General features: G+C 52.8%; 17 protein-coding genes and 1 riboswitch. Of the genes, 11 read left to right on the top strand and 6 right to left on the bottom strand.

Features of this window, described 5'->3' with window-relative positions:
* Window positions 1-80 precede the first annotated feature (80 nt).
* A complete protein-coding gene (locus tag B051_RS0115370; RefSeq protein WP_018479108.1) occupies window positions 81-1,748 on the top strand; it encodes an alpha-amylase family protein in 1,668 nt (555 codons plus the stop codon).
* A 35-nt stretch (window positions 1,749-1,783) separates the two neighbouring features.
* On the opposite strand, the gene B051_RS0115365 is transcribed toward B051_RS0115370, so the two are convergent.
* Window positions 1,784-2,926 carry a DEAD/DEAH box helicase gene (locus B051_RS0115365; protein ID WP_018479107.1) on the bottom strand — a complete coding sequence of 381 codons (1,143 nt, stop codon included), beginning with the start codon at window positions 2,924-2,926 and terminating at the stop codon, window positions 1,784-1,786.
* Window positions 2,927-3,003: 77 nt separating this feature from the next.
* Window positions 3,004-3,762, bottom strand: a complete 759-nt coding sequence (locus B051_RS0115360) for a hypothetical protein (protein ID WP_018479106.1) — start codon at window positions 3,760-3,762, stop codon at window positions 3,004-3,006.
* Window positions 3,763-4,186: 424 nt separating this feature from the next.
* On the opposite strand from B051_RS0115360, the gene bioB reads away from it, so the two are divergent.
* From bioB to lysA, 9 genes are all read left to right on the top strand, one after another.
* Complete coding sequence (bioB, locus tag B051_RS0115350) at window positions 4,187-5,188, top strand: biotin synthase BioB (RefSeq protein WP_018479104.1); 1,002 nt, start codon at window positions 4,187-4,189, stop codon at window positions 5,186-5,188.
* Between the two features lie 69 nt (window positions 5,189-5,257).
* The gene (locus tag B051_RS0115345) at window positions 5,258-6,385 is read left to right on the top strand and encodes an aminotransferase class I/II-fold pyridoxal phosphate-dependent enzyme (protein WP_407636257.1); all 1,128 of its coding nucleotides are present in this window, start codon (window positions 5,258-5,260) and stop codon (window positions 6,383-6,385) included.
* Window positions 6,382-6,996 carry a dethiobiotin synthase gene (gene bioD, locus B051_RS0115340; RefSeq protein WP_018479101.1) on the top strand — a complete coding sequence of 205 codons (615 nt, stop codon included), beginning with the start codon at window positions 6,382-6,384 and terminating at the stop codon, window positions 6,994-6,996. Before B051_RS0115345 ends, bioD begins: the two co-directional genes overlap by 4 nt.
* Before the next feature lie 93 nt (window positions 6,997-7,089).
* Entirely contained in the window at window positions 7,090-7,656 is a 567-nt protein-coding gene (locus B051_RS22035) for a hypothetical protein (RefSeq protein WP_018479100.1), read from the top strand.
* Window positions 7,657-7,704: 48 nt separating this feature from the next.
* Complete coding sequence (gene bioA / locus B051_RS0115330; protein ID WP_018479099.1) at window positions 7,705-9,033, top strand: adenosylmethionine--8-amino-7-oxononanoate transaminase; 1,329 nt, start codon at window positions 7,705-7,707, stop codon at window positions 9,031-9,033.
* A gap of 125 nt (window positions 9,034-9,158) precedes the next feature.
* The gene (locus B051_RS0115325) at window positions 9,159-10,370 is read left to right on the top strand and encodes a beta-ketoacyl synthase N-terminal-like domain-containing protein (RefSeq protein ID WP_018479098.1); all 1,212 of its coding nucleotides are present in this window, start codon (window positions 9,159-9,161) and stop codon (window positions 10,368-10,370) included.
* A gap of 508 nt (window positions 10,371-10,878) precedes the next feature.
* Window positions 10,879-15,369: a T9SS type A sorting domain-containing protein gene (locus tag B051_RS22855; RefSeq protein WP_245539641.1), complete on the top strand. Its 4,491-nt coding sequence runs from the start codon at window positions 10,879-10,881 to the stop codon at window positions 15,367-15,369.
* Window positions 15,370-15,524: 155 nt separating this feature from the next.
* Complete coding sequence (locus tag B051_RS0115300) at window positions 15,525-16,856, top strand: aspartate kinase (RefSeq protein ID WP_018479093.1); 1,332 nt, start codon at window positions 15,525-15,527, stop codon at window positions 16,854-16,856.
* Window positions 16,849-17,994, top strand: coding sequence for a diaminopimelate decarboxylase (lysA, locus tag B051_RS0115295; protein WP_033316941.1), 1,146 nt, complete (start codon window positions 16,849-16,851; stop codon window positions 17,992-17,994). The genes B051_RS0115300 and lysA overlap by 8 nt, the downstream gene beginning before the upstream one ends.
* 96 nt (window positions 17,995-18,090) lie before the next feature.
* Here lysA and B051_RS0115290 read toward each other — a convergent pair whose 3' ends face one another.
* The 4 genes from B051_RS0115290 to B051_RS0115275 form a co-directional block, all read right to left on the bottom strand.
* On the bottom strand, window positions 18,091-18,783 hold the full coding sequence (locus tag B051_RS0115290) for a hypothetical protein (RefSeq protein ID WP_157578938.1): 693 nt from the start codon (window positions 18,781-18,783) through the stop codon (window positions 18,091-18,093).
* Window positions 18,784-19,018: 235 nt separating this feature from the next.
* On the bottom strand, window positions 19,019-20,275 hold the full coding sequence (locus B051_RS21400; RefSeq protein ID WP_018479090.1) for a homoserine dehydrogenase: 1,257 nt from the start codon (window positions 20,273-20,275) through the stop codon (window positions 19,019-19,021).
* Complete coding sequence (gene metX, locus B051_RS0115280; RefSeq protein WP_018479089.1) at window positions 20,256-21,314, bottom strand: homoserine O-acetyltransferase MetX; 1,059 nt, start codon at window positions 21,312-21,314, stop codon at window positions 20,256-20,258. Before metX ends, B051_RS21400 begins: the two co-directional genes overlap by 20 nt.
* A gap of 2 nt (window positions 21,315-21,316) precedes the next feature.
* A complete protein-coding gene (locus tag B051_RS0115275) occupies window positions 21,317-22,642 on the bottom strand; it encodes an O-acetylhomoserine aminocarboxypropyltransferase/cysteine synthase family protein (protein ID WP_018479088.1) in 1,326 nt (441 codons plus the stop codon).
* Window positions 22,643-22,936: 294 nt separating this feature from the next.
* Window positions 22,937-23,039: riboswitch (SAM riboswitch) on the bottom strand.
* Window positions 23,040-23,294: 255 nt separating this feature from the next.
* Here B051_RS0115275 and B051_RS0115270 point away from each other — a divergent pair.
* Window positions 23,295-24,761, top strand: coding sequence for an SDR family oxidoreductase (locus B051_RS0115270; protein WP_018479087.1), 1,467 nt, complete (start codon window positions 23,295-23,297; stop codon window positions 24,759-24,761).
* Window positions 24,762-24,809 lie beyond the last annotated feature (48 nt).

The following is a 24,809-nucleotide window of genomic DNA, read 5'->3' as shown; positions in this document are numbered from 1 at the left end:
GGTCTTTCTCCCTTTGCCGCCTACTTTTAAGGGTTGGTTCCCGTATAGACGGAACACATCATTAACCAACCCCTATTACAATGCTTGAAGAGCTCTGGTACAAAAACGCCATTATTTATAGCCTGGACCTGGAGACGTTCATGGACCTGAACGGCGACGGCGTAGGTGACTTTGAAGGTCTCACCCGCCGCCTCGATTACCTTAACGCCATGGGCGTTGACACCATCTGGCTGGCTCCTTTTCAACCCACTCCCAACAAAGACAACGGCTACGACATCTACGACTACTACGGCGTGGACCCGCGGCATGGATCCAGCGGCAACTTCGTGGAGTTCATGCACCAGGCCAACAAGCGCGGCATCAAAGTCATCATCGATTTGGTGGTAAACCATACCTCTGACCAACACCCCTGGTTCCAGAATGCCCGCAGCAGCGAAGACGCCCTACACCGCGACTGGTACGTGTGGTCCAAAGAAAAGCCTTCCGATTGGGACGAAGGAATGGTTTTTCCGGGTGTGCAGGAATCCACTTGGACGTTCGATAACAAAGCCAAAGCCTGGTACTACCACCGCTTCTACAAATTCCAACCTGACCTCAACATGGATAATCCCAAAGTCAGGGAAGAAATCAGCCGAATCATGGGATTCTGGCTGCAACTGGGGGTAAGTGGTTTCCGGGTAGATGCCGTGCCCTTCATGATTGAATCGCCCAAACCCGGCGCGGCAAAGCCTACGCTCAACTTCGAGTACCTTCGTGAGATGCGCCGCTTCCTGCAGTGGCGCCGGGGCGATGCCATCTTGCTCGGAGAGGCCAACGTGCTCCCCGACGAGAACAAGACATACTTTGGAGAGGAAGGCGACGGTATCCAGATGATGTTCAATTTCTATGTCAACCAGCACATGTTCTACGCCTTGGCCACCGGTGACATTGAGCCGCTTGTGGACGCGCTGGAGCAGACCCGCACGCACTTCCCTACGGTGCAGTGGGCGCACTTCCTGCGCAACCACGACGAGCTGGACCTGGGCCGCCTGACCGATGAGCAACGCGAGAAGGTTTTCGCACGTTTTGGCCCGGATAAAAACATGCAACTCTATGACAGAGGCATCCGCAGGAGGCTCTCCACTATGCTCGGGAATAGGCAGCAGACGGAGCTCGCCTACAGCCTGATGTTCTCACTTCCCGGCACACCCGTCATCCGCTACGGCGATGAATTAGGTCTGGGCGATGACCTGAGCCTGAAGGAGCGGGACGCTGTGCGTACGCCCATGCAATGGACAGATGACTTCCAGGCCGGTTTCTCGAAGGCGGAGAAGCTGGTACACCCGGTCATTGACAAAGGCCCTTACTCCTACCACCACGTTAATGTGGAGGCGCAGCGCCGTGAACCCAACTCGCTGCTGAACTGGATGACTGCGCTCATACGCCTGCGTCAGGAATGTACCGAGATAGGCTGGGGAGAATGGCAGATACTACAGACCAACAAGGCCAGCGTATTATGTATGCACTACAGTTGGCAAGGCAGTTCACTCCTCATTCTGCACAACTTCGACGAGAAGGCCCACGAAGTGGTGCTGGACCTGAAGCAGACCCGCAAGGAAGAGCAGGAAAAGGAAATCCGGCTGGTGGACCTGATGGTCAACTACGAGAGCGAAGCAGACGACAAAGGCAAGCACTTCATCACGCTCGAAGCCTACGGCTACCGCTGGTTCCGGGCAGGCGACCTCAACCACCTGATGCGTAAAAAGTAAGCCGGGAAGGGGGCCGCTATACCTGTGCTCCCCGCTTACTGCCCTTGCAAATCGAATTCATCCGTAGGCAGCACCTCCACCTTTCTGCCCATCTTCTTCTGGATGATTTTGAAGTGGTGGGCATCCTCAGGGGTGATAATCGATATGGCTTCTCCGGAGGCCTCGGCGCGTCCGGTCCTGCCAATGCGGTGCACGTAATCTTTGGGGGAGCGGGGCAGCTCATAGTTGATGACGTAAGGCAGAAACTTGATGTCTATACCTCTGGATGCCAGGTCTGTGGCTACGAGCACGCGCAGCTTTCCTGCCTTGAATTGCCTGAGCGCTTCCGTTCTGCCGCCCTGGCTCTTGTCGCCATGAAAAGCGGCCGCCTCTATGCCGTGCTTCTGCAGCTTGCCCGCCACGTTGTCGGCTGTGCGTATGGAGGAGGCGAACACCAGCACCTGCTGCATGTCGTTTTGCCGGATGAGGTAGCGCAGCAGCGGTCCCTTCTTTTCGGGGGCCACCTGGTAGGCTACTTGCTTGATGAGGTCCGGTACAGAGGCCTCTTCCTGTATGCTTATTTTCAATGGGTCTGATAAGGAAGCTGCCACCAGGCTGTCTACGTCGCCGCTGAGTGTGGCCGAGAAAAGCAGGTTCTGGCGCTTGGCTGGCAGCAAGGCCAGTATCTTATTCACCTCCTCCTGAAAACCCAGGTTGAGCATCTTGTCCGCCTCGTCCAGCACCAGCACTTCTACTTCTGAGAGCTGCACTGCGTTGCTGGAAATTAGGTCCAACAATCTGCCGGGAGTGGCAACAAGCACGTCTGTACCGCTGAGCTTCATCATCTGGGGGTTGATGGACACGCCCCCATACACCGCCAGCGTTTTTACCTGCCGGTCCAGCCGGTAGCCGAAGTTCTTGAAAACCTCCTCTATCTGCACCGCCAGCTCGCGGGTAGGCACCAGCACCAGGGCGCTGACAAACCGGTTCCGCGTAGGGCGCTTCTTCTGGAACATCTCCAATAGGGGCAAAGCGAAGCTGGCTGTCTTGCCCGAGCCAGTCTGGGCTATACCTAAAATGTCCCTTCCTTTCAGAACGGCAGGTATAGCTTCCGTCTGGATAGGGTAAGGAGAAGTATAGCCTTGTTCCTGAATGGCTTTGAGAATAGGGGCCGACAAGCCGAGCGATGCGAATGACATAGTAAAGCGCTGTAAAGACCGGCCAACCTGCCCGGCGACGCCAAAGGTACGAATATTCTGGCGCAGCCGCTTTGGTTTTACTTCGGCTGCAATGCTGCATTCTCCTTCGGAACGAGTGCCACCTGGGTATCCCGCTGCGCCAGGTAATGGAGCAGGGCGTAAATGAAAAGCACGACTCCACTCATCTCCATCAGTTCTTCTAGGCAATACAGTATCCGGTTGTAGAGATGGTCGATGCCATACCGCTTGTAGAGGTACCCTTCAAACAGCTCCAGCCCGAGCGCACCTGTCACAAACAGGGCTCCTGCTATGAAAACCAGTCTACGGGTGAACGGCGGAAGATGCAGCACAAACCTTAGGAAATAGAACATCACAGCCACTGTAAGTACAGCGTATGGCACCACCCAGGCCCAGTGCAGAAAGCCAGACAGGTCGTTGCCCAGTTGTGGCCGCACAAACTCAGCCACGTGTTCATGTAACTGCACGTTCTCATCCACTGCCAGGAAAACGAACAGCAGCCCCAGCAGGAGCCATTGCCTGGTATACCTGGTTTTGCCCTGGTGTCTTCGCTGTTTGTATATCAGGAAGAGTATAGCAGCGGATAGCAGCAGAATGATCGAGGAGAAGAAGGCAGGTATGTTGCTCTCGCCATTGAAATCGAAGTAGCGCACTAGTATGCGGGTAAACCTGGCCTCCGATTGCACAATGTTTTCCAGTACGATGCCGGTGATATTGGCCAACAACAGGATAAAAACAACCACGCCCAGCCACTTGACTACTCCCTCAGGAGTCACGAATACCTGTTTTTTGTTCTCCAACGTAGAAGTCTGATACATAGGCCTGCTTGGGTTAAGTAATTGAATTGCACTCAAATCACTCCGCTTATACCTGAGTTCTGGCTTCGCTGTTGCCTTTACGCTTCAACCGTACAGCGCTTTGTAACTGCCCCTCCTCCAAATCCATACCTGAAAACTCGCCTGTACACCTAGCCATCTCATGAAGCCATGCTCTATCTGCTGACCGCATTCTGTCTGACTGTCACGATTACCTGGGGTGGCTGCCGTTTCAAAGACACCCAGCCTCCACAGTGTCTCCGCCAAAATCGATGAATTCATCTTCTATACAAATTCACAAACCATTTTTTCCACAGCAATAGGCCAGCTGCTGAATAAGTTAACAAGTTATCCACCAAACATACCCCCAGGGTTGATTTTTTATTACTAATTCTTCAAATTATCTTCGTAATCCAAACCCCCGAGTATGACGACACTAAACGGACAGAACGCAGCTATTCGAAACGACTGGAGCCTGGAGGAAATCAAGGCGATTTACTACAAGCCCGTGCTGGAGCTTATTGTAGAGGCAGCCACTGTGCACAAGCAACACCAGGCTACTGGTGAGGTGCAGGTATGCACCCTGCTATCCGTGAAAACCGGCGGCTGTCCCGAAGACTGTGCTTACTGTCCGCAAGCGGCCCGTTTCCATACCGATGTGGAGGTGCACAAGCTGCTGAGCCAGGAGCAGGTGCTCACGGCGGCGCAGCGTGCCAAAGATGGCGGTTCCACCCGTTTCTGCATGGGTGCCGCCTGGCGCGAGGTGCGCGACAACCGCGACTTCGACAAAGTGCTGGACATGGTGAAGGGGGTGAACGAGATGGGCTTGGAAGTATGCTGTACCCTGGGTATGGTGAACGAGTACCAGGCCGAGAAGCTGAAAGAGGCTGGTTTATATGCCTACAACCACAACCTCGACACGTCAGAGGAAAACTATTCAAACATCATCACGACCCGCACCTACGACGACCGTCTCGACACCATTGAGAACGTGCGGAAAGCAGGTATATCGGTTTGCTCGGGTGGAATCATCGGGTTGGGCGAGACGGATGAAGACCGCATAGGCATGCTCCATACCTTGTCTACTTTGGTGCAGCACCCAGAGTCGGTACCGGTCAATGCGCTGGTGCCCGTGAAAGGGACGCCGTTGGAGAACCAGCCGCGTGTTTCGGTTTGGGAGATGGTGCGCATGATTGCCACGGCCCGTATCCTGATGCCGAAGACAATGGTGCGCCTCTCGGCTGGCCGTGAGCAGATGAACGTGACCGAGCAGGCACTTTGCTTCCTGGCCGGCGCGAATTCTATTTTCACAGGCGAGAAGCTGCTGACGACTCCAAACCCGGATTTCGATGCCGACAAGGCCATGTTCGACTTGTTAGGTTTGACTCCACGGAAATCATTCAAAGAAGAAGTGCAGCACGTGTGCTAAATAGACAGAAGACAAAAGACTTTTTGTAGATTGACTCACCGTCTTTGATTGCTCTGTCCTTTGTCAAATATTCCTTTGTCTCAAAAATTACAGCAGAAGCTGGCGGAAAGGGCGGCGCAGAACACTCTGCGTACGCTCAAAACCACTACTGGCCTCGTTGACTTCTGCTCGAACGATTACCTCGGCCTTGCCCGCTCTGAACGGTTGCGGGCGCTTATCCAGCAGGAAGAGGAACATTACAGACACTTGCCATTGGGAGCGACAGGCTCCCGACTGTTGTCCGGTAACCACAGCCTTTTCGAAGAGCTGGAAGATACCATCGCGTCCTACCACCAGGGGGAGGCGGCACTGCTTTTCAACTCGGGCTATACCGCTAACGTGGGGCTGCTGTCTGCCCTGCCGCAGCGTGGCGACACCGTGTTCTATGACGAAGCCAGCCATGCCTCTATGAAGGACGGCCTGCGGCTGAGTTATGCCAAAACCTACAGCTTCCGGCACAACAGCGTGGAAGACCTGCGGCAGAAGCTGAAGCATGCGACCGGGCAGGTATACGTGGTGGTGGAATCAGTATACTCCATGGATGGTGACCAGGCTCCCCTGCGGGAACTGGCTCAGCTATGTAACGCACAAGGAGCCACGTTAATTGTTGACGAAGCCCATGCCGTGGGTTTATACGGCGAAAAAGGAGAAGGCCTGACTGTGGCCCTGGGGCTGCAGGAACAGGTATTCGCGCAGGTCATCACCTGTGGCAAAGCCATGGGCTGCCACGGTGCCGCCGTGGTAGGGCCCAGAGTGCTGCGTGACTTTCTGATTAACTATAGCAGAGCATTCATTTACACGACAGGCCTGCCTACGCATGCGCTGGTAGCCCTGAAGTGCGCCTATACCCTGCTGCCCGAACTCAAGCCGGAGCGAGAGCGCGTGCAGCAACTCGCTACCCGACTGTACCTGAAACTGAACAAACTTAGCGGCATACGCTGCACCCCGGAAAACAGCATGATACTGTCTGTTTTCCCGCAACAGCCCCAGCAGCTCAAGGCGCTAGCGGCTGCGCTGCAACAAGATGGCTTTGATGTGCGACCCGTGCTGCCCCCTACTGTGCCTGCTGGCACGGAAAGGCTTCGCGTGATTGTGCATGCATATAATACAGAAGATGAAATTGACGGCCTCGTGCAGGCCTTAGCGAAAGGGACATGAAACGATATTTTGTAACAGGCATCGGTACGGACGTAGGCAAGACTGTTGCCGCAGCCATACTCACCGAAGCCCTGCAGGCCGATTACTGGAAACCCGTGCAAGCGGGCGGCCTTGACTTCACCGACACAGACATGGTCAAGAGTCTGGTCTCGAATGAGCAATCCGTGTTCCACCCGGAAGCCTACCGCCTCAAAATGGCCTCATCGCCACATAAGGCGGCGGCGGCCGAAGGTATAGAGATTGACGTCCACGGCTTGACACTGCCCGACACACAGAACAACCTGATAGTGGAAGGCGCCGGAGGCTTAATGGTGCCCCTGAACAAGCGCTACCTGGTACTGGACCTGGTGCAGCAGTTGGGGCTGGAGGTGATACTGGTCTCCCGCAACTACCTGGGCAGCATCAACCATACCCTACTCACGGCAGAAGTGCTGCGCTACCGCAAAGTACCGGTGGCCGGCATCATCTTCAACGGCGAGGAGAACCAGACATCCGAGGACTTCATTATCAAGTATACCGGTTTGCGTCGCCTTCCCTCTATCCGGCAGGAAGCGGATTTCTGTCAGGAGACGGTGGCCGAATACGCAAGGGAATTCGTGCCGTACCTGTAAATCATTCCACTTTAAATTAAGTACAGCCTTACACATTGCCTATCGAGTAGACTCTACTATACCTGACGTTTCGAAAATTCTCTAACTCTGCTTATGGATTCAGCCAGACTGCTCCAGGCTTTGTCGCGCCCACTGACCAAAATAGGTGTGCAGAAGCTTGCCAAACAGGCCGTCTCCGGGCAAAACTTTGTGCAGGACCTGCTGACGTTTTCTTTTCAAAAAGTCAGAACTGTCGCCTTTCGGGCCTCCTGGGTGCTGGAGCATGTTGCCTATACCTACCCGGACCATTTTGCGCCATACCTGCAGGAGTTTATAGCACGATTACCTGAGCAGCACAACTTGAGTTGTCAGCGGCATTTCACCAAAATCCTGATGTGCTGCACAAGCCCGGTAGCAGCGCCTGTATATAAACAAGCTTGGCTGACTGTAACGGAGCATGCAGCAGTGGTTGAAACCGTGTTTGAATGGCTGATAGCCATCCGCACACCCGTTGCTGTGAAGGTAAATTGCCTGGATGTGCTGGTAAACCTGCGGGCTGAATTCCCTTGGGTGAAAGAAGAGTTGGAGGCCCAGATTACGTTTCTTCTGAAAGACGGGTTGCCGGCCATGCAGAGCCGGGGCAAGAAACTACTGCAGCGCCTTTTATCCAGCAATCAATAGGCAAATACCGTATCCTTTCCTACTTTCGCACAAACCGCTCTGTAAGACATGCCTACCTCCGATTCACTAGCCCTACGCGACCACAACTTCATCTGGCACCCCTATACGCAGATGAAGACCGCTGCCCTTCCTATACCCATCGTGCGGGGAGAAGGCGCGCTGCTGTATGCCGAGGATGGGAAAAGCTACATTGATGCGGTGGCTTCCTGGTGGGTGAACCTGCACGGACACGCGCACCCCTACATCGCCCAGAAAGTAGCCGAGCAGCTGCAGACGCTGGAGCACGTCATCTTTGCCGGTTTCACGCATCCGGCCGCCGTCACCTTTGCGGAGCGCCTGATTGAGATTCTGCCTCAGGGCCAGAGTCGCATCTTTTACTCCGACAATGGGTCCACGGCGGTGGAGGTGGCCTTGAAGATGGCGATACAATACTGGCAGAACACGGGCACGCCCAAAAGGAAAATCATTGCTTTCCGCGACAGCTACCACGGCGATACTTTTGGGGCCATGGCCGTAAGTGCCCGCAGCGCCTTCACCGCTCCCTTCTGGTCCTACCTGTTTGAGGTGGCTTTTATTGATGTGCCTATACCTGGACGGGAAGAAGAGACAGTAAAGCAACTGGAGGAATTGGCACAAGACGGAGACATAGCCGCTTTCATCTACGAGCCGCTGGTGTTGGGCACGGCCGGTATGGTCATGTATTCCCCGGAGGTGCTGGACAGGCTGCTGGAAATTTGCCAACAATTTGATATACTGACCATTGCCGATGAGGTGATGACAGGCTTTGGGCGCACCGGCCATACCTTCGCCAGCGATTACGTGCCACGCAAACCCGACATAGTGACGCTTTCCAAAGGCCTCACAGGGGGTACCATGGCACTGGGCGCTACTTCCTGCAACGAGAAAATCTACGAGGCCTTCCTGCACGACGACAAGCGCAAGACCCTGTTCCACGGCCACAGCTATACTGCCAACCCTGTGGCATGCTCCGCTGGCCTCGCCAGCCTGGACCTGTTACTACAAGATGGAACGCAGCAGGACATCAACCGCCTCAGCCTACGCCACGAGACCTTTGCGCAAGGTATAGCCACTATGCCAGGTATAGCCCAGGTGCGGCAACAGGGCACCATTCTGGCAGTGGAATTCGAAGCGGGAGGCACCTCCTACTTCAGCAAGTGGGGCGATACCCTGTATAGCTTCGCCCTGGAACAGGGTGTCATACTGCGTCCGCTCGGCAACATCATCTACATCATCCCCCCCTACTGCATTACCGATGAGCAACTGGATAAGGTATACCAAACCATCTTGGGAATGCAGGAACTGGTTACTGGCAAACGCTACTTCGAACCTCCAACAAACACAACCTTGCACGATTGATATGGACGCACCTATACCTCGATTGGCCTAGAGCCAATCTGATAAGAAAAAGTGCGCTGGAGAATCAGAATTAATTCTCTATTCATCATTCAAAAGTATCCCTCTGCCACTACCTTTGTATACAATTGGAAGCAGCGAAGGAACATATCGTCATCAGGGGGTGCGGCGTCATTTCGCCACTCGGTTCGGACGATGCCACATCGGCAGAGGCGTATCTTGCAGGCATACAAGCTTTCAGCACCATCCTGCACCAGGGCCAGCCTACTCCCGTAGCCTCGCTCCCGGCTGAAGCTGAGCAAAAGCTGCAGCAACTGGTGCAGTCCAACCCGGATTACAGGCACCTGGACCGCTCCGTGCTACTGGCGATATACGCCGCCCGGCAGGCCACTGAGCAGGCGGGGTGGCTATCTCGGGACACAGATTCCCAGCAGGAGGGCTTGGCGGTCAACATCGGGTCCTCGCGTGGCGCCACCGGCCTGTTCGAATCGCACTTTGAGGCGTTTCAGCAAGAGCGGATTTCCCCTTCCTCCTCCCCCACCACCACCTTAGGCAACCTCTCCAGTTGGGTGGCACAGGCGGTCGGCGCCGGTGGGGCCCAAATCAGCCACTCCATCACCTGCAGCACAGCGCTCATGGCGGTTGCCAACGGGGCTGCTTGGCTTCGGGCAGGTATGGCAGAGCGGTTCCTAGCCGGAGGGACCGAGGCCCCGCTGACCGATTTCACCATCGCCCAAATGAAAGCCATCGGTATCTACTCCAAATTACACAACCACCCTTATCCTTGTCAGCCATACGCGCTGGAGAAGCAGAACACCTTTACACTGGGTGAAGGCGCCGCCGTGTTTGCTCTTGAAAAGGCCGATACAGCTGACCTTGCTGCGGGTGATATAGTGGTTGAAGCCATAGGGTTGGGTTTTGAGCGAATCGGGAGCAAAACAGGCATATCAGCACAAGGGCAGAACTTTCAGCAGGCTATGCGCCATGCCCTCAGCCAACTGCCTTCACAAAACCAAGGCGTTGATGTGATTATTACCCACACCCCCGGCACTTACGCAGGCGACAAAGCCGAATTGGCAGCTATAGAGACTGTTTTCAGTGTGCTTGCACCGGCCATCACCACAAACAAATGGCTGTTGGGCCATACGCTAGGTGCCTCCGGAGCTTTGAGCATGCACTATGCCCTGTATCTGCTGCGTAGCCAACGCCTTGCTCCTATACCTTATCCGGCTGCTATACCTTTCTCCCGCCCTTCTCATATCAGTCGGGTGATGGTGAACGCTGCAGGATTTGGGGGCAATGCAGCCTGTGTTATTCTTAGGCGTGTTCTGTCATTTTAATTGTAGCGAAGCTATACCTAAACCATAGCACTAAATTTCAATGAAGTCATCGCTTCTCACCAGCTATACCTTTTCCTATCTATACTTCTATATAGAGCGATAAAATAAACTATACAGGATTTTTCTAATTTATAATACACTCTATATATTCCATATTATAAATTTTTTATTGTACTAAATACTATATAACAAAAGATACTTTATATATATATATTTTACAATGCATCATCTTTAGGAGCAATCCTATAATGCACTAGGGGAACAATAATGCATAAATATAAAAATAGACTATCTCTAATAGTCTATTTTTAGCTTGACCCGCCTGTACACTATTGCCTTAGAGCAGTAGCCAAAACCAGAATTGCACACTATAGTTTTGCCTTCACCTACCGTATATAGGAAAACCACAACATCGGAGTAGAGTCAAAATTGAACTTAGCCTATTCTGATGGACACGCAATTTATCAACCAAACAAAATTCACAATTTGCACATTTTTACAACGTACTATGAGAAAATATCTACACAAAAAGCTGCTGCTGCATCATTTCCTGATGCTGTTTGCAGCTTTGATGGTCACATCAGCTTCCTTTGCACAGACTCCCGGTTTAATCGTACGGCCAGCTTCAACTAGCGGCGCAGCGATATTAGACCCCAACAGTGATGGCTATGTATCCACGGCAGCCACTGGCTTTCCGGGTGCTAGCGATGTAGGAGCAGGCATAAGCGAGATTCCATACCGCCCTTTTCCTACCATATCATCTGAGCCCCTGGGTGACCTGCAAAACGGTGCGGCTGGCGGTCATGTGGACTTGGCGCCCCCCTCTCCTGTTCAGGCCTACTTTAATGGCCAAAACCTCATGTTCCGATTCAGGGTTGGGGGAACATCTACGGCCATAAGAGGCTATAGCGTACTGATTGACAACAACAATAGCGCTACAGGCACAGGAGCAAATCCAGGGTTCGAATACGAAGTATTGTTCTCATCAAATTCTGACGTGAAAGTGATTGCCCATAATGGCTCTTCCTCGCAAACTATTTTCACTGGTGCGGCCACACAATATGCCCAGAGAGCTGTGGCAGCGAGCATAGGAAGCGGTGACACGGACTTCTTCTATGATTTCTTCGTGCCACTCACTGTTTTTGGCAATGGAATTTCTGCCTCTACCCCACTGCGCATGGTGGGCAGCACCGTTAACAAAGCTCAAGGTGCTTTGATTGACCCAACTGCTATAGCTGATGTAGGTGGAATAAATTACCAGGCCTACAACGCAGACGCTCCGGCTGCGTGGCGCGCATTATTAGGCATATTCCCACCAACTACCCCGGCACAATTGCAGACGCCAGGCATTGCTCCTGTAGCGTCCACTGCTCCATTCTTGATTAGCCCAATCACCACTACCAGCACTTCCATATCCGGCACATCCATAGAGGCTCCTGGTTCACTGGTGACAGTAATTAGAACTACTACACAGGGTGCTACCCAAACTACTACTCAAATATGTGGTGGAGCAAACCAGCTTACCTGTCCTACAGTAGGTGCTGACGGCACCTGGACACTTACTAATATTCCAGCTGGTACGTTGACTGCTGGAAGTATCATCACAGCCAGAGTGACGGCTCCTGGGGAAACCATTTCACCAGTGTCAAACGCCGTTACGGTTACGACAGTACAGTGCACTCCTCCGGCCGCACCAAGAATCACTGGTACTCAATCAGCACCTAGAGGACCAAATAAAGTATTCACTATAATCCCCAGCATTAATGGCCCCCAAGTACTTACTTTCTATAATACCACTAATCCCACACAACCAACTGTTGTTCACACAAGCGAAGTCCTGAATTTAACTGCAGGAAGCACGTACGTTGTTGCAGGATTTGTACTGGATCAGACAATTACAGGTAATTATCAGGTAACTACGACCCCAACCAGCGCTAACGTAAATGCACCAAATTGCACTTCACTTCTCTCGAATACAATATGTGCTGGTGGTGGTTCTAATACTTTCACTGTAAACCCTAATATTTTGACAATTACAGGTGTAATCTATGGTGCCGTAACACAAACAATCACGTCCAGCCCCACACCGACACAGGTACCAGCCAATCTGGCATCTATTATAGTTAGTATTGATTATGGCGGAGTGACGAGCGGCTCGTTAGTGCTTTATAGAAATGGGATAGCCACCAATGTTAAAGAGGCTATTACGGGCAACGCAACTACACGTACTCTTAATGTAACCGATGTAACGCCAGCAATCACCGCAGGAGATATCCTTACTGTCAGGACAGAGGTAGCATCAACTGGCTGTACAGCGCTCTCCAACGCCTCAGCCAATCCGCTTTCTGTAGTTGGATTTACAACCACACCAACCATCAACCAACCTGACTGCGGCTTGGTAACAACCTTATCAGGCACCTCCACGGAGCCGGCTGGCACAGTAATCCAGTTCTACTTAGGTGGCACGGCAGGAGCAGATAACGGCACCTTGGTGACCCGCAGTGGAACTACAACCCCTATCACTGCTACAGTCACCAGCACAGGTGTTTGGGCAGCAGACTTAACTGCAGCTGCAGGAGGTGGCTTACCAGCAGGTACCGCCATCACAGCAAGGGCGCTAGCTACTGGAAGTATCAGAAGTGTCAACTCCAACGCAGTGACGGCTACTCCTAATCCAACCGGAGTGTTGACGGTCAACAGTCCCATCACCGAAGGGGCTACCACTGTATCAGGAACTGCTCCAGCGTCTGCAAACGGAGCAACTATCACACTTTACATTGAAGGAACTCCATTCCCCACTACGGCCACTGTAAACAATGGAGCCTGGACAGTGAGCGGGATTTCATCCTTAGAATTGTTTGCCGGCGCTTCCGTATCCGCCACATTCACTCCAACAGCAGGTGGCTGTGAAAGCGCACTGGCAAACCCTGTTATAGTAACTTGTAATACCCCAGCCACCACCTTTACTCTGGCACCAGTAACCACAACAGTTTGCGGAGGAACCACCGTAAGTGTTACTTTGTCTGGTTCTGAGTTTGGCATATCATACAGACTGCTACTGCCTGATGGGACCGAATCTGGCACCTCTGTAGTTGGCACCGGTGGACCTATTACCTTGGTTTCAGGTCCTCTTACTAATCTGACAATTTCAGATGTTACCCGAACCCTCCGGTATAGAGCCAGAAGGGTAAGTGGCACAAACTGTGATGCTATTTCCACTAACACTACAACAGTAACTGTGCGCCCGCAGCCTGTCACTACTGGTCTAGTTATCACCAATGCCAATCAGTCTATATGTCCGGGTCAAGCGGTTAGCTTCTCCATCACTGGAACCAACTCGGCTTATAATTATCAGTTTTTGAACGAAGCAACAGGTCTACCAGTAGGTTCTCCGACACCAGGCGCCACTAATGCAATCATTGTGCAAGCAGGACAAGTGAATACGTTCACTACTTTCAGTTTGCGAGTTACACCAAGAACAGGCACAGAACCATGCAGCATCACGCTTCCAGGTCAGGCCACTGCCGCTATTAGAAATCCTTCTATCACCAATATTGTCTTTCCGGAGGCCAGCAATATATGCGTGGGGGGAGCAACAACAATATTTGTTGCTACAGAGCAGGGCACTAATTTCAGATATGTGATACGCAGAAGACTTGGTGCTACAAACAATCCTAGCGTAGACCCTGCACTCATACAAACAGGCGTAACAGATATTAATGGAAACTTTACTGGAACCGGAGGCCTAGTAGGCATTACGACTGGTCCACTGACTACAGGTCCAGCAACCTACTATGTGCAAGTAACCGAGACCGGCACAAATACTTGTGGCACGCTGACTCTGCTCAACACCGCTACAGTTCAGGTAAATAATGGTGTTGAACAAGCTGATGCTGGCCTAGATACCATAGCTTGCGGAAGTACTGTTGTACTACAAGGTAACGACGTAACACCAGGTATTGGCACTTGGGGCCAGGTAAGTGGCCCATCAACTGCCAGATTCATAAATCCAAACAATCCTACATCGTCTGTAGAAGGCCTGATACCGGGAGGTGTGTATGTTTTTGAATGGACAGCACGCATTACTTGCGGAGCTAGCACCAGTACCTCTCAGGACCGAGTAACTATCACTTTAAACTGTCCTGCAACCTATACCATTGCAGTGCCGAATTACAGAAACCTGTATACTAATGGAAATGTTCTGGCGACAGCGTCAGATTCGGACGGTGTTATTACTAGTGCTACGATTACAATGGGAAGCCTTCCTCCAGGCACCGCCCTTTCACAAGAAGCTGGCACGGTTGGTAACATTTTTGTAATGAATGCAGCTGCATTGGAAGAAGGTGTATACCCGCTCTCCATTACGCTAACAGATGAGTTTGGCGTACCTACTAATCTAAGCATCATCATCCGAATCTTAGGCAATGCACCGGTTGTGGTTCCGCTCCCAGTCGAGCTGGTATACTTTACGGCGGTTGTGCGTGACAACCAGGCACACCTGCAGTGGCTCACTGCCTCGGAAGACGACAATGACCGCTTTGAGGTACAGCGCAGCCAAGACGGTAAGTCTTTTGAGATTATAGGCACTGTGAAAGGCCAGGGTACCACTAGCTTGGAGACTAAGTACGAATACACCGACAGAACGCCAGTACAAGGCACGGTGTACTACAGGCTCAAGCAAGTAGACTTTGATGGCGACTTTGCCTTCAGCAATGTCATCGCCGTGAATGCCAAGGGTCTGGCCAACGAGCTGACCACGCAGGTATACCCAAATCCGTTCCAGGATAGAGTGAAGATTTCGTTGACCTCACCAAATGACCAGACGGTGGAGTTAGTACTCTACGACCTGAATGGTAGACGCGTAATGACCCAGTCCTTAGAAGTTGAGGCCGGACTAAACAAGCTGGAACTTGACTTGCAAAAGCTTGGCAAAGGCATGTACATCCTCAAAATCCTTGGACAAGGTATGGACTCCACTACCAAGATTATGAAGAACTAGTCAGCTTTTCCCCCACAAAAAAAGAAGCGGCAACCCGATGAGGCTGCCGCTTCTTTTTTTGTCTTTTTTGTGCGCTTTAGCAGCACAGCTGCCTTAAACTCTACACTTTTCATTAATTTTGCAGGCATTTAATAAAACACTTTTTCAAGTAACGGATGAAAGTTTTAAAGTTCGGCGGAACCTCCGTAGGGTCGGCCGAAAGGATGAAAGCCGTGGCAGACCTCATTCAGGACGGAGAGGCCAAAATAGTGGTGCTTTCGGCTATGTCGGGCACTACCAACCAGCTGGTGCAGATTGCTGAGAAGCTATACCAGAACGACAACAAAGAAGCCAATGCGCTGATTGATGCGCTGCATCATACCTATAAACAGGTGGTAGACTCGCTCTACACCTCTGAAGAAAAGAAAAAACAGGCCCAAGAGCTGCTGCTTCATCATTTCGACTACCTCCGTTCCTTCACACTCGACCTCTTCACCATTCACGAAGAGCGTGCTGTGCTGGCACAGGGCGAGTTACTGTCTACAGCGCTGTTCCAGTTTTTCCTGGAGGAGCAAGGTATACCTTCGGTGCTGCTGCCTGCCCTGAACTTTATGCGGATTGACGAAAACGAGGAGCCGGACACAGACTATATCAGCAAAAATCTGAAGACGGAGCTGGATAAATATCCTAACGCCAAGCTGTTCATCACGCAGGGCTACATCTGCCGCAATGCCTTCGGGGAAGTTGACAACCTGAAACGGGGCGGTTCCGACTACTCCGCCTCGCTTATAGGAGCTGCTGCTGATGCCTCTGAAATCCAAATCTGGACCGACATCAACGGCATGCACAACAACGACCCGCGCGTGGTGAAGAACACTTTCCCAATTGCGGAGCTGTCTTTTGACGAGGCGGCGGAGCTGGCGTATTTTGGGGCCAAAATCCTGCACCCATCCAGCGTGCTGCCGGCCAAGCAGAAGAACATACCGGTGCGCCTGCTCAACACCATGCAGCCCGAGGCGCAAGGCACCACCATCTCCGCGCAGAGCGGCAGAGGCAGCATCAAAGCAGTGGCCGCCAAAGACGGCATTACGGCCATCAAGATAAAGTCGGGGCGCATGTTGCTGGCCTATGGTTTCCTGCGCAGCGTGTTTGAGGTGTTCGAAAGGTATAAGACACCAATCGATATGATTACCACATCAGAAGTTGCCGTTTCCCTGACCATCGATAACCCGAAGTTCCTGAGCGAGATAACGAAGGAGTTGGAAGAGTATGGACAGGTGGAGCTTGACAAGGACCAAACCATCATCTGTGTGGTAGGCGATTTCATAGCCGAGCGCAGCGGGTCCGGGCTCAAGATATTCGAGTCGTTGAAGGACATCCCGCTGCGCATGATTTCCTATGGCGGAAGCAAGAACAACATCAGTTTATTAATTAACACAACCGATAAAGAAAGAGCCCTAGTTCTGCTGAACGAGGGCATCTTTGAAAGGAACACGAACAATGCTTAGTCTTTCCTTGCAGGAGCTGCAGCAACATGCCACTCCATTTTATGTATACGACCTCAACCTGCTGCGCCAGACGTTGCAGCAAGCACAGCAGCAGGCCCAGCGGTATAATTTCCAGGTGCATTATGCGCTGAAGGCCAATACCAACGGACCTATACTGGACGAGATGCGCCAGGTGGGTTTCGGTGCCGACTGCGTGAGCGGAAACGAAGTGAAACGTGCCATCGAGAACGGGTTCAGCCCACAGCATGTGGTGTTCGCCGGGGTTGGCAAGTCTGATGCGGAAATCAACTATGCACTAGACCAGGACATCTTCTGCTTCAACTGCGAATCGAGCCATGAGCTCATTGTGCTCAACGAGCTGGCAACCGCCAAAGGCAAAACAGCCCGTATCGCGCTTCGCATCAACCCGAACGTGAACGCCAATACGCACAAGTACATCACCACTGGGCTGGAGGAGAACAAGTTCGGCATCAATGCCTGGGAACTGCCCGATGTGTTGGCCTTGCTGAAGACGCTTCCGAACCTGGCGCTGATTGGCTTGCACTTCCACATCGGTTCCCAAATCACAGACCTTTCCGCGTTCAGGAACCTATGCACCCGCGTGAACGAGTTTCAGGAGTTCTTTGAGTCGCATAGCGTGCAACTGGAGCACATCAACGTAGGTGGCGGCTTGGGAGTGGACTACTACAACCCGGAGCAGCAGCCTATACCTGACTTTGAGGCATACTTTGCTTTGTTCAACCAGTTCCTGGAGCTGCGCCCCGGCCAGCAGGTGCACTTCGAACTGGGCAGGGCTTTGGTGGCCCAAAGTGGCAGCCTCATCTCCAGAGTGCTCTACATCAAGAAAGGAGTTACAACGAACTTCGCCATTCTGGATGCAGGTATGACAGAACTAATTCGGCCTGCTCTGTACCAGTCGTACCACAAGATTGAGAACCTCAGCAGCACGGCCGAGGAAGAGCGCTACGACGTGGTAGGCCCCATCTGCGAATCGTCCGACTGTTTTGGCAAAGCAGTGGCGCTTCCGGAGACGAACCGTGGCGACCTGATTGCCATCCGCACGGCCGGCGCCTACGGAGAGGTGATGGCCTCGTCCTACAACCTGCGCGACAAAGCGGCAGCCATCTACATCGGATAGGCTATACCTATCGCACCAAACAGAGAAGCCCCTGTTCCGACAAAAGAACAGGGGCTTTTCATTTGAAACCCAAAACAGATAAAACTATGAAAACCGCTACATTTCAGGGGATACCACAAATTTAGGCTCGGCATGCGCCACAATAGCCTGCTCTTTGAAGTGGTTGGCCATCTGCAGGGCGTTGCCACGTGAGTTTTTGTCAGTCTTCAGCAGATAGGTGTCTTCGCTCACAGCGGCCACAATGGTCGTGTTGGTGGCATTGGCCAATCGGGTTAAGAGCATGCCAGCCTCTTTCCCTTCCCCGATTGTTACCCTGAACTCATTTGTAAGCCCCAGTAGTTGAGCGTTGCCATTATCTGTTGCCAGGAAATAAGGCGCGGCATACGCTATACCTGCATCTTTCTCCAGTTCCCGAATCGCCTGCTCCACCTGCTTACAATTCAGCCCGTCCACCAGCTGCACAGGGTATAGCCTGGCTGAATTGGACTCTACCGCCTGCCCCAGCTTTTCAACGAAACCATAACCTCCGGCTGTAGCCAATGCTTGTTCGTGTGTGTACCCTTCTGCAAACGAAACCAAAACCATTTTGCTGTAGACAGCACCCAAGGCTTTTGACTGCGCGTTGGTATAGTAGTTATAGAAGGTGCAAGGGGCATCGGCCGCACGGACCGGGTTTAGAAGGCCCGGGTCAAACCGAACGTTGCGGATAGGGGTTGCGTTGTCGTTCCTGCAGGATGACAATATGATTAAAACAAGTATAGCGCTTAGCCAGGGTATATAGATTTTCATTGCCGTGCGGGTTAGCTGTCGTACATAAATATTCTTTGTACGACAAGAAATATAGAAGAGCCATAAATATTAATCTTATTTATAGCGATATCTGATAGCTCACCTATTCCACCCTGTACAGCAACCTTTTACAAATGACACTTATCTAATAGATACAATTTATAGTTAAAATTATTTTATAATTTAAATATAACTTTTCTAACAAAACTATATTTAACTGCGGTAATATTCTCTACTAAGGTACTAAAGCTACCACAGGTGCATATAGCCGCATAAGAACTTTTTCTAATGGTACTGCATCAGGAATCTGCGCCACGAACACTTGCTTCTCCTTGAACAAAGCCTGGTGCTGTTTCAGATGCTGCAACAAAGTCGTTATAACCGCTTGTCCAGTGACGGCGGGTTGATGCACTTCTGTTGGTCGCAGCGTTGCCACCAATTGCTCCAATCGTGCTGACTCACCCTGCAGCAAGAGCGTGACAGGAGTGGTTGAAAGCGCTGCGCGCGCATCAGTCACACATAGTTTTGGGTAGGTATAGCGATAGCCCCGCACGGCGGACGTGATATCCGCCCACACGGCGGAACCCGTTGGGTGGCTGCCGGCGCCACGCCCCTTCAGCAACTGCCGGCCAGCGAACTGCGCCTCTATCTCCACGCCATTGAATTCATCATGCACGGCATGCAGTTCCTCCTGGGCGGGCACCAAGGTAGGCAGCACGTGCAGGGAAATGTTTCCGGCTTCATCCGTTTGTGTTGTTGCAACCAATTTGACAGAAGCATCCAGTGATGCCGCCAGTTCCACCGCCTCTCGGGTTATATTGCCAATGCCAAAGTGCAGCACCTCATCCGGGTGCACCAGCAGACCGAAGGCATGGGCAGTAATGATGCAGAGTTTATGCAGCGCGTCTATCCCGTCTACATCCAAAGACGGGTCTGCCTCTGCAAAACCGAGCTTCTGCGCCTGCTGCAGGGCATCGGCGTAGGAGCCCACTCCGTTGTGCAGTTTGCTCAAAATGTAGTTAGAGGAGCCGTTCAATATTCCGCGCACCTCCAGCAGGGGCTCGGAGCCATAGTATCCTTCCAGCGTCCGGATGATGGGGATGCTCCCGCAAACAGAGGCCTCATAAAGTAACACTCCCCCATGGCGCTGCTGCAATTGAATCAACTCTGGAAGATTCTCAGCTATCATCTTCTTATTAGCCGACACAATGGTCTGGCCCTGCTGCAGCGCCTGTCGCACAATGTGCAAGGCCTCCTCCGGGTCGCTTATCAATTCCGCCAGAATGTCCAGCGACTTGTCCTGCAACACCTCCTGCACGTCAAAGGTGAAGGCGGCGTGTGGCAGTGTGCGTGGCTTCTCTTTGTCCTTCACACAGATGCGGCCTACTTCCAGACCCAAATGCGGGTTAGCGGCCACAACATCGTAGAGCCCCTGCCCCACACACCCAAACCCAATGATGCCGATGCGTTTCTTAAACTTCTGTATTTTCATAGCGATGCTGTTTTACTTCTTCAGGTTCATAAAAATCCTTGATAATCTGGCTGAGCTGCTCTGTTTCTACCAGGAAGCCATCGTGCCCATAGGTGGAGCGGATGCGCGCAAAGGTGGAGCCGGGCACCTGCTGGTGCAGCGCTTGCTGCTCCTCTACCGGGAAGAGCAAATCAGTGTCAACGCCCACAAAGAGGCAGCTTGCCGTCAGCCGTTCCAGCGCCTTGCGTATACCTCCCCTGCCGCGGCCGATATGGTGCGAGTCCATGGCTTTCGACAGCAGCCAATAGGTATAGGCATTGAAGCGCTGCGCCAGTTTCTCGCCTTGGTATACCTGGTAGGAGGCTGCCCTGAAATTGTCGGTGATGCTGTTGCCGGGCTCCTGCTGCGATGCCTCGTAGCAACGGTAGTGCCGGTAGGAAAGCATGGCGATGGCGCGGGCCGTCTTCAGTCCCTCCTGCCCGGCACTGGCACTATCGCTGGCCCAGGACGGGTCCTGGCGGATGGCCATACGCTGGCTCTCGTTGAAGGCGATGCCCCAGGCGGAGTGACGCGCATTGGAGGCCACCTGCACCAGCCGCTGAAACACCTGTGGTTGCTGCACGGCCCATTCCAGCGCCTGCTGCCCACCCAACGAGCCGCCCAGCAGGGTATGGATTTGCTCCAGCCCCAACTCCTGCCGCAGCAGGTCAAAAGCGCGCACGATGTCCCGGTTGGTCAGTTGTGGGAAGGTATGGTAGAACGGCTTGAGCGTGCGCGGGTTCATAGACAAGGGACCGGTGGAGCCATAGCAACCACCCAGGGTATTGGCGCAGACGATGAACCAGTCGGCCGGGTCGTACAACCTGCCCTCGCCGAACAATTCTCCCCACCAATCAGTGAAGTCGGAGCTGCCGGTCAGGGCATGGCACACCCACACCACATTGCTGCGCTCCCGATTCAGGCGGCCATAGGTGGTATAAGCAAGCTGGAAGCCGGGGAGTGTCTCTCCCGACTCCAGCACGAAATCTGTTTGGTAATGGAAATCTAAGTGCTCTGGCATTTTTATTCAGTCAAAACGGCTTCTGTCTGCTTTACTTTCACAAAGGCCTGCTCCAGGTCGGCTTTGATGTCATCTAGGTGTTCTATACCTGCGGACAGGCGGAGTAGCGTAGGCGCCACGCCCGCGCGGGCCTGCTCCTGCTCCGAGAGCTGCTGGTGGGTGGTGGAGGCCGGATGGATGATGAGGCTCTTGGCATCACCTACGTTGGCCAGGTGGCTCACCAGTTGCAGGCTGTTCACAAACTTCTCGGCTTGCTTTTTATCCCCTTTCAACTGGAAGGATAGCACACCGCCATACCCGCGCTTGAGGTATTTCTTGGCTAGGCCATGGTACTTGCTCGATGGCAGCCCCGGATAGTTGACGCTCTCCACCTGGTCGTGCTGCTCCAGCCACTCGGCCAGCGCCTGCGCGTTCTCTACCGTTCTTTCTACCCGCAGCGATAAGGTCTCGAGACCCTGCAGCAACAGGAAAGAGTTGAACGGACTCAGTGCCGGACCAAAGTCGCGCAGCCCCTCTACCCGTGCCCTTGTGGCGAAGGCGATGTTGCCGAACGCACCGTCTGCCCCGAACACTTCCCAGAAGTTCAAACCATGGTAGCCTTCTGAATGCTCAGAGAACTGCGGAAACTTGCCGTTGCCCCAGTTGAAGTTTCCGCCATCCACAATCACCCCACCTATGCTGGTGCCGTGACCGCCAATCCACTTGGTAGCTGATTCCACCACCACATTAGCGCCATGCTCTAGCGGACGGAAAAGGTAACCACCTGCTCCAAAAGTATTGTCCACAATCAGCGGGATGTCGTGTCGCTGGGCCAGCGCCGCAATCGCTTCGAAATCCGGGATGTTGAAGCGCGGATTGCCAATGGTTTCGACATAGATGGCTTTCGTGTTGGCGTCAATAAGGCGTTCGTAACTCTCCACCTCGTCGCTCTCCGCGAAGCGCACCTCAATGCCCAGGCGCTTGAAAGAAACCTTGAACTGGTTGAAGGTACCGCCATAAAGGAAGCTCGTAGAAACAAAGTTATCACCGGCCTGCAGGATGTTGGTCAAGGCAATGAACTGCGCTGCCTGGCCCGAGGCCACCGCCACGGCCGCCACCCCACCCTCCAGGGCCGCGATGCGCTTCTCAAACACATCGGTCGTAGGGTTCATAATACGGGTATAGATGTTCCCGAATTCCTTCAGCGCGAAGAGGTTAGCGCCGTGTTCGGCATCTTTGAATGCATAGGAAGATGTCTGGTAAATGGGTACAGCGCGTGAGCGGGTGGTAGGGTCTATTTCCTGGCCGGCGTGCAGCTGTAGCGTTTCGAAATGCAATGTATTGGACATAGTTGTTCTGTTTAGAAATGAAAAATATATAGGTAAGATTAGCCTGTGCTAAGACAAGGAATGGGAGAAGATGCAGCAAGAGCCATAGCACAACAGGCATAGCCTGTGGCTCAGCAAAATGCAGCAGAAGGTATAGGGTTTAGACTGCCGCTAACAACAGCAGCAACACATGCACATAGAGTGGCACATGACAGTAGCATGTGCAAAGGCATGGGGATTCTGTGGCAGTTGGGCTGCCGGAGAAAGTAGTAAAGAAAGCTGTGATGGCTTGGTTCCCTTTTTCATAACGCTATCAATTTATATGCTTCCGAATAGCCGGAATCAGGAATTAGCACCTTGCCTGAGGCTGGTTGCTAGCGCTTCACAGAGCCTGTCTCTCCACGCTTCTTTATAAATCAATACCCCTGGGGATATCTGACTTGATGGCACAAACTTAGAAGGCGATTTTTTATAATCCAAATTTATACCTGAAAATATTTTTTACTATTCTTGAACTCCCTAAAGTTTTAGTCTGCCTATCAGTGCGTTACGACACATTAAAGTATCGCCTCCAGGAAGGCATGGCAACACCACCTACAATAAGTATAATTGCGTACGAAAAACATATACTCGGCGCAGCTGTTCCGGTTCTATAACAACTTGTGATTAAGCGATGAAGATTCTCCTGACAGGTGCCAATGGCTACATTGGCAAGCGCCTGCTGCCCGTGCTGGTGGAGCAGCAGCATGAGGTGGTGTGTCTGGTGCGGGACCCGCGTCGCTTCTCTCTAGTAGACAGCCTGAAGGACAAGGTGCAAGTGGTGAAAGGCGACCTGCTCCAGCCTGAATCGCTCCAAAGCCTGCCACAGGATATTGACGCCGCCTACTATCTCGTTCACTCCATGGGTTCCGGAACCAAGGACTTCGGGCAGACGGAGCTTGAGTCGGCACAGAATTTCGTGGCATACCTCAACACAACCACTGCACAGCAGGTAGTATACCTGAGCGGCATCTCCAACGACACGCACCTGTCCAACCACCTAGCCTCCCGCAGGCAGGTGGAGGATGTGCTGGACCAGGCGCAGGCGGCGCTGACGGTGCTGCGGGCTGCCATCATCATCGGCTCGGGCAGCGCCTCCTTCGAAATAATCCGCGACCTAGTGGAGAAACTCCCTGTGATGGTGACGCCCAGGTGGCTCAATTCCAGGTGCCAGCCCATCGCTATTCGGGACGTAGTGTTTTACCTGACGGCAGTGCTCGGCAGGCAGGATTGCTATGAGCGTAGGTTTGAAATAGGCGGACCTGATGTACTGACCTACAGGCAGATGCTCCTGCAGCTGGCAAAGCAACGGCACCTGAAACGGCGCATCTATACCTTGCCCGTCCTCACCCCAAGGCTCTCGTCCTATTGGTTATATTTTGTCACAAGCACCAGTTTTTCTCTGGCCCAAAGCCTGGTGGAGAGCCTCCGCAACGACGCTGTGGTGAAGGACGCCTCCATTGAGCAGCTCATCCCACACAAATGCCTTGGCTATGAGAGTGCCCTCAACCTTGCTTTCACCAAAATTGAGCAGAATCTTGTCGTTTCCAGTTGGAAAGACGCGCTTGTTTCCGGCACCATCAAGCTCGACTTTATGGATTTTGTGCAAATACCAGAACACGGTGTGCTCACGGACAGGCAGCGCGTGAAGTTTGACAGAGACCCGGAGGAAGTGCTGGAGAACGTGCTGAGCATCGGGGGCGATCGCGGTTGGTACAAGACGGATTTTTTGTGGCAGATGCGGGGCCTGCTCGACAAACTGGTGGGTGGCGTAGGGCTGCAGCGAGGCAGGCGGCATCCAACAGACGTGGAGGCTGGCGATTCCATTGATTTCTGGCGTGTATTGGCCGTAGACAGGAAAGGAAGTCGCCTCCTGCTCTACGCCGAGATGAAACTCCCCGGCGAAGCCTGGCTGCAATTCAGGATATGCCATGAAAAGGACGGCAACTACCTGGAGCAGTTGGCGGCCTTCCGACCAGACGGGCTGGCCGGGAGGCTATACTGGTATAGCATGCTGCCTTTCCACTTCATTATTTTCAAGGGCATGATTCGCAACATCATTGACTATGGGTCAAAAGCGCGGGAAGCAGCGGCCATGTAAAATTCACATTCCAGGTAATATCCTATAGTTAGGTTCCATAATATAAAA

The sequence above is a fragment of the Pontibacter roseus DSM 17521 genome (assembly GCF_000373265.1).
GTDB classification, from domain to species: domain Bacteria; phylum Bacteroidota; class Bacteroidia; order Cytophagales; family Hymenobacteraceae; genus Pontibacter; species Pontibacter roseus.
The sequence above is the reverse complement of the archived record's forward strand: the minus strand, read 5'-3'. Positions and strand labels throughout refer to the sequence as shown.

What these genes read in the sequence shown, in the direction of transcription:
- bioB (WP_018479104.1), top strand. Translation starts at nt 4,187, where the DNA reads ATGACGACACTAAACGGACAGAACGCAGCTATTCGAAACGACTGGAGC.
- B051_RS0115290 (WP_157578938.1), bottom strand. Translation starts at nt 18,783, where the DNA reads ATGAAAATCTATATACCCTGGCTAAGCGCTATACTTGTTTTAATCATA.
- B051_RS22035 (WP_018479100.1), top strand. Translation starts at nt 7,090, where the DNA reads ATGGATTCAGCCAGACTGCTCCAGGCTTTGTCGCGCCCACTGACCAAA.
- B051_RS21400 (WP_018479090.1), bottom strand. Translation starts at nt 20,275, where the DNA reads ATGAAAATACAGAAGTTTAAGAAACGCATCGGCATCATTGGGTTTGGG.
- B051_RS0115275 (WP_018479088.1), bottom strand. Translation starts at nt 22,642, where the DNA reads ATGTCCAATACATTGCATTTCGAAACGCTACAGCTGCACGCCGGCCAG.
- bioD (WP_018479101.1), top strand. Translation starts at nt 6,382, where the DNA reads ATGAAACGATATTTTGTAACAGGCATCGGTACGGACGTAGGCAAGACT.
- B051_RS0115365 (WP_018479107.1), bottom strand. Translation starts at nt 2,926, where the DNA reads ATGTCATTCGCATCGCTCGGCTTGTCGGCCCCTATTCTCAAAGCCATT.
- metX (WP_018479089.1), bottom strand. Translation starts at nt 21,314, where the DNA reads ATGCCAGAGCACTTAGATTTCCATTACCAAACAGATTTCGTGCTGGAG.
- B051_RS0115300 (WP_018479093.1), top strand. Translation starts at nt 15,525, where the DNA reads ATGAAAGTTTTAAAGTTCGGCGGAACCTCCGTAGGGTCGGCCGAAAGG.
- lysA (WP_033316941.1), top strand. Translation starts at nt 16,849, where the DNA reads ATGCTTAGTCTTTCCTTGCAGGAGCTGCAGCAACATGCCACTCCATTT.
- B051_RS0115360 (WP_018479106.1), bottom strand. Translation starts at nt 3,762, where the DNA reads ATGTATCAGACTTCTACGTTGGAGAACAAAAAACAGGTATTCGTGACT.
- bioA (WP_018479099.1), top strand. Translation starts at nt 7,705, where the DNA reads ATGCCTACCTCCGATTCACTAGCCCTACGCGACCACAACTTCATCTGG.
- B051_RS22855 (WP_245539641.1), top strand. Translation starts at nt 10,879, where the DNA reads ATGAGAAAATATCTACACAAAAAGCTGCTGCTGCATCATTTCCTGATG.
- B051_RS0115370 (WP_018479108.1), top strand. Translation starts at nt 81, where the DNA reads ATGCTTGAAGAGCTCTGGTACAAAAACGCCATTATTTATAGCCTGGAC.
- B051_RS0115270 (WP_018479087.1), top strand. Translation starts at nt 23,295, where the DNA reads ATGAAGATTCTCCTGACAGGTGCCAATGGCTACATTGGCAAGCGCCTG.